This window comes from Pseudomonas sp. NPDC088885 (assembly GCF_044750025.1).
Classification (GTDB): domain Bacteria; phylum Pseudomonadota; class Gammaproteobacteria; order Pseudomonadales; family Pseudomonadaceae; genus Aquipseudomonas; species Aquipseudomonas rustica.
Window position 1 is genome coordinate 1 of the sequence record NZ_JBIVJB010000201.1, and the last position, 3028, is coordinate 3028.

The following is a 3028-nucleotide window of genomic DNA, read 5'->3' on the forward strand; positions in this document are numbered from 1 at the left end:
ACAGAACGCGGCAGCCCCGCGTGCCTGGGCGTCACCGTCACCGCGAACCTCTTCGGATTCACGATAGGCTTCAGCCAGCAGCACGCGGCGTTGACGATCGGCGTCGGCACGGATGCCTTCTGCCAGCTCGTTACCCTTGGCGCGGTGCTCGCGAGCTTCACGCTCACGCTCGGTGCTCATACGTTCGAACACGCTGCGGTTTACTTCTTTCGGCAGATCGATGGTCTTGACCCGGACATCGATAACTTCGATACCCAGCTCTTTTTCCGCCATCGAGTTCAGCGATGCGGTGATGTCAGCCATCAGTGCATCACGCTCACCCGACACCACTTCGTGCAGGGTGCGCTTACCGAACTGGTCACGCAGGCCGGATTCCAGTCGGCGGGACAGACGCTCGTCGGCGATTTGCTTGAGGCCGGAAGTTGCGGTGTAGAAGCGCTCGGCATCTTTCACGCGCCACTTGGCGTAGGCATCGACCATCACGGCTTTCTTTTCCAGGGTCAGGAAGCGCTGTGTCGGTGCATCCAGCGTCATCAGACGTGCGTCGAATTTACGCACCTGGTTAACGTAAGGCACTTTCACATGCAGGCCCGGCTGAACATCAGCCTGAACCACGCGACCGAATTGCAGCAGCACCGCCCGCTCGGTCTGAGCGACGATGTAGAAGCAGTTCCAGCCCACCAGTAGCACAACGACGCCAACGATCAGGGCGATCAGCGATTTATTGCTCATCAGCGGGTCTCCCTTGTGCGCGTCTGCGGCAGGTCAGTGACGTGCGGCGCGGCATCCGTGTTGTTGCTGGCAGCGGCCGAACCGGTGACCGGCGCATTGCTGCCCGAGCTGTTCTGAATCATTTTGTCCAACGGCAGGTACAACAGGTTGCTCTGGCCGTTCTTGTTACCGGTCACGAGTACCTTGCTGGTGTTGCTGAAGACTTCCTGCATGGTGTCCAGGTACAGACGCTCGCGGGTGACTTCAGGTGCCTTGCGATACTCGGCGACCAGCTTGGTGAAGCGGTCTGCCTCACCCTTGGCACGCGAGACCGTTTCGTCACGGTAACCGTTGGCATCTTCGATGATGCGCTGGGCCTGACCACGGGCTTCCGGCACGACGCCGTTGGCGTAGGTTTCAGCCTGGTTGCGCGAACGCTGCTCGTCTTCACGGGCGCGGATCACGTCATCGAAGGCTTCCTGCACTTCACGCGGGGCTGCCGCGTTCTGTACGTTGACCTGGGTCACGGTGATACCGGTGCGGTAAGTATCGAGGAAGCGTTGCAGACGCTCCTTGATTTCGCTGGCCATCAATTCACGACCTTCGGTCAGCACCTGATCCATGGCGGTCGAACCCACCACGTGGCGCAGGGCGCTGTCGGTCGCATGTTGCAGGCTGATTTCCGGCTGATCGACGTTCAGCACGAAGTCCTGCAGGTTGCTGATCTTGTACTGCACGGTCAGCGGCACTTCGACGATGTTCTCGTCTTCGGTGAGCATCTGGCCCTGCTTGGTGTACGCACGCTCACGCGTTACGTTTTCCATGTACTTCTTGTCGATCGGCGGCAGGTAGATGTTCAGGCCCGGGCCAACAGTCTCGTAGTACTTGCCGAAGCGCAGCACCACGGCCTGCTCCTGCTCGTCGACCACATAGACCGCGCTGTACAGCCAGATAGCCGCCAGCACGACGAGGACGATGCCGATCAGACCGCCGAAGCCGCCACGGCTTTTGCCGGAACCCCCGCCGTCATCACCGCGTTTTTTACCACCACCGAACAACCCGTTCAGGCTTTCCTGCAGCTTTCGGAAGGCCTCGTCGAGATCTGGTGGCCCCTTGCGGTCGCCGTTATTGCGGCGTTTGCCACCCCAAGGATCCTGATTATTCGAGTTGCCACCCGGCTCATTCCAAGCCATAGCGCTCTCCATCTGATAAAGCAAAGACGCACCCACGGCGCGCCGACCAATGCTACAGAATGCCTGCCGTCACGGCACAACCGCTTCTTCAGGCTTTTATTGCAAAGTGTGTTGCTCGATGAATTCCATCGGCTGCAATCCTTCGCGGCTTACCAGTCGATTCAGCTCGACCCGGGGCAAACGAACGGCCAGCAAACTGATGCCTTCTTCGTCGTGTTCTTCTTTCTGTACCGCACCGAGCTCGAAAAACTGCGCACGCAGTCGGGCGAATCGTTGCGGCAAGCGCAGGGTACCGACAAACAAATCACTGCCGAGCAATTCGGCGATGGCTTGTTCAAGCAATTCCAGACCACTGCCATCACGCGCCGAAAGCCAGACCCGCTGGGGCTTGCCGTTTTCGTCGCGCTGGATTTGTGGCTCAACGCCTTCAAGCAAATCGAGTTTGTTATAGACCTCGAGGATCGGCAAGTCCTGGGCACCAATCTCGCCCAGCACCACCATCACCTGCTCGATCTGCAACATGCGATCCGGTTCTGCTGCATCGATCACGTGCAACAGCAGATCGGAGTTGCTCGACTCTTCGAGGGTAGACCGAAATGCTTCAACCAGCTTGTGCGGCAAGTGACGAATGAAGCCCACCGTGTCCGCCAGAACAATCGGCCCCAGGTCGTCAATGTCGAGACGGCGCAGGGTCGGATCCAGCGTGGCGAACAATTGGTCGGCCGCGTAGACGTCGGATTTCGTCACGTTGTTGAAGAGTGTGGATTTGCCGGCGTTGGTATATCCCACCAGAGAAACGGTGGGGATATCCGCACGGGAACGACCGCGACGCGATTGCTCGCGCTGGCTGCGCACCTTCTCGAGCCGGCCCTTGATCTGGCGCAGGCGAACCCGCAGCAAACGGCGGTCGGTTTCGAGTTGGGTCTCACCCGGGCCACGCATGCCGATACCGCCACCTTGACGCTCAAGGTGAGTCCAGCCACGAACCAGGCGGGTGCTCATGTGGTCAAGCTGGGCCAGTTCGACCTGGAGCTTTATCACCGAAATCAAAACCTTCGCCGCGCTGGGCAGCGGTGTCATCGGCAGTGGCTGGGTAGCCCGTGCCCTCGCCCATGGCCTCGACG

General features: G+C 59.8%; 3 protein-coding genes and 1 pseudogene. 1 reads left to right on the plus strand and 3 read right to left on the minus strand.

The window, feature by feature from the left end; all coding sequences use genetic code 11:
* The 3 genes and pseudogenes from hflC to hflX all read right to left on the minus strand — a co-directional run.
* A partial coding sequence (hflC, locus tag ACIP1X_RS28410) for a protease modulator HflC (RefSeq protein WP_400755919.1) occupies positions 1-732 on the minus strand: 732 nt, incomplete at its 3' end.
* A complete protein-coding gene (hflK, locus tag ACIP1X_RS28415) occupies positions 732-1904 on the minus strand; it encodes an FtsH protease activity modulator HflK (protein WP_053116773.1) in 1173 nt (390 codons plus the stop codon). The genes hflC and hflK, both read right to left, overlap by 1 nt.
* Before the next feature lie 96 nt (positions 1905-2000).
* Positions 2001-2939, minus strand: a pseudogene (gene hflX, locus ACIP1X_RS28420) (ribosome rescue GTPase HflX); the annotation flags it as partial.
* On the opposite strand from hflX, the gene ACIP1X_RS28425 reads away from it, so the two are divergent.
* The coding region (locus ACIP1X_RS28425; RefSeq protein ID WP_400755920.1) for a hypothetical protein at positions 2905-3028 on the plus strand (124 nt) is incomplete at its 3' end. The pseudogene hflX and the gene ACIP1X_RS28425 sit on opposite strands and share 35 nt — an antisense overlap.

What these genes read in the sequence shown, in the direction of transcription:
- hflK (WP_053116773.1), bottom strand. Translation starts at nt 1,904, where the DNA reads ATGGCTTGGAATGAGCCGGGTGGCAACTCGAATAATCAGGATCCTTGG.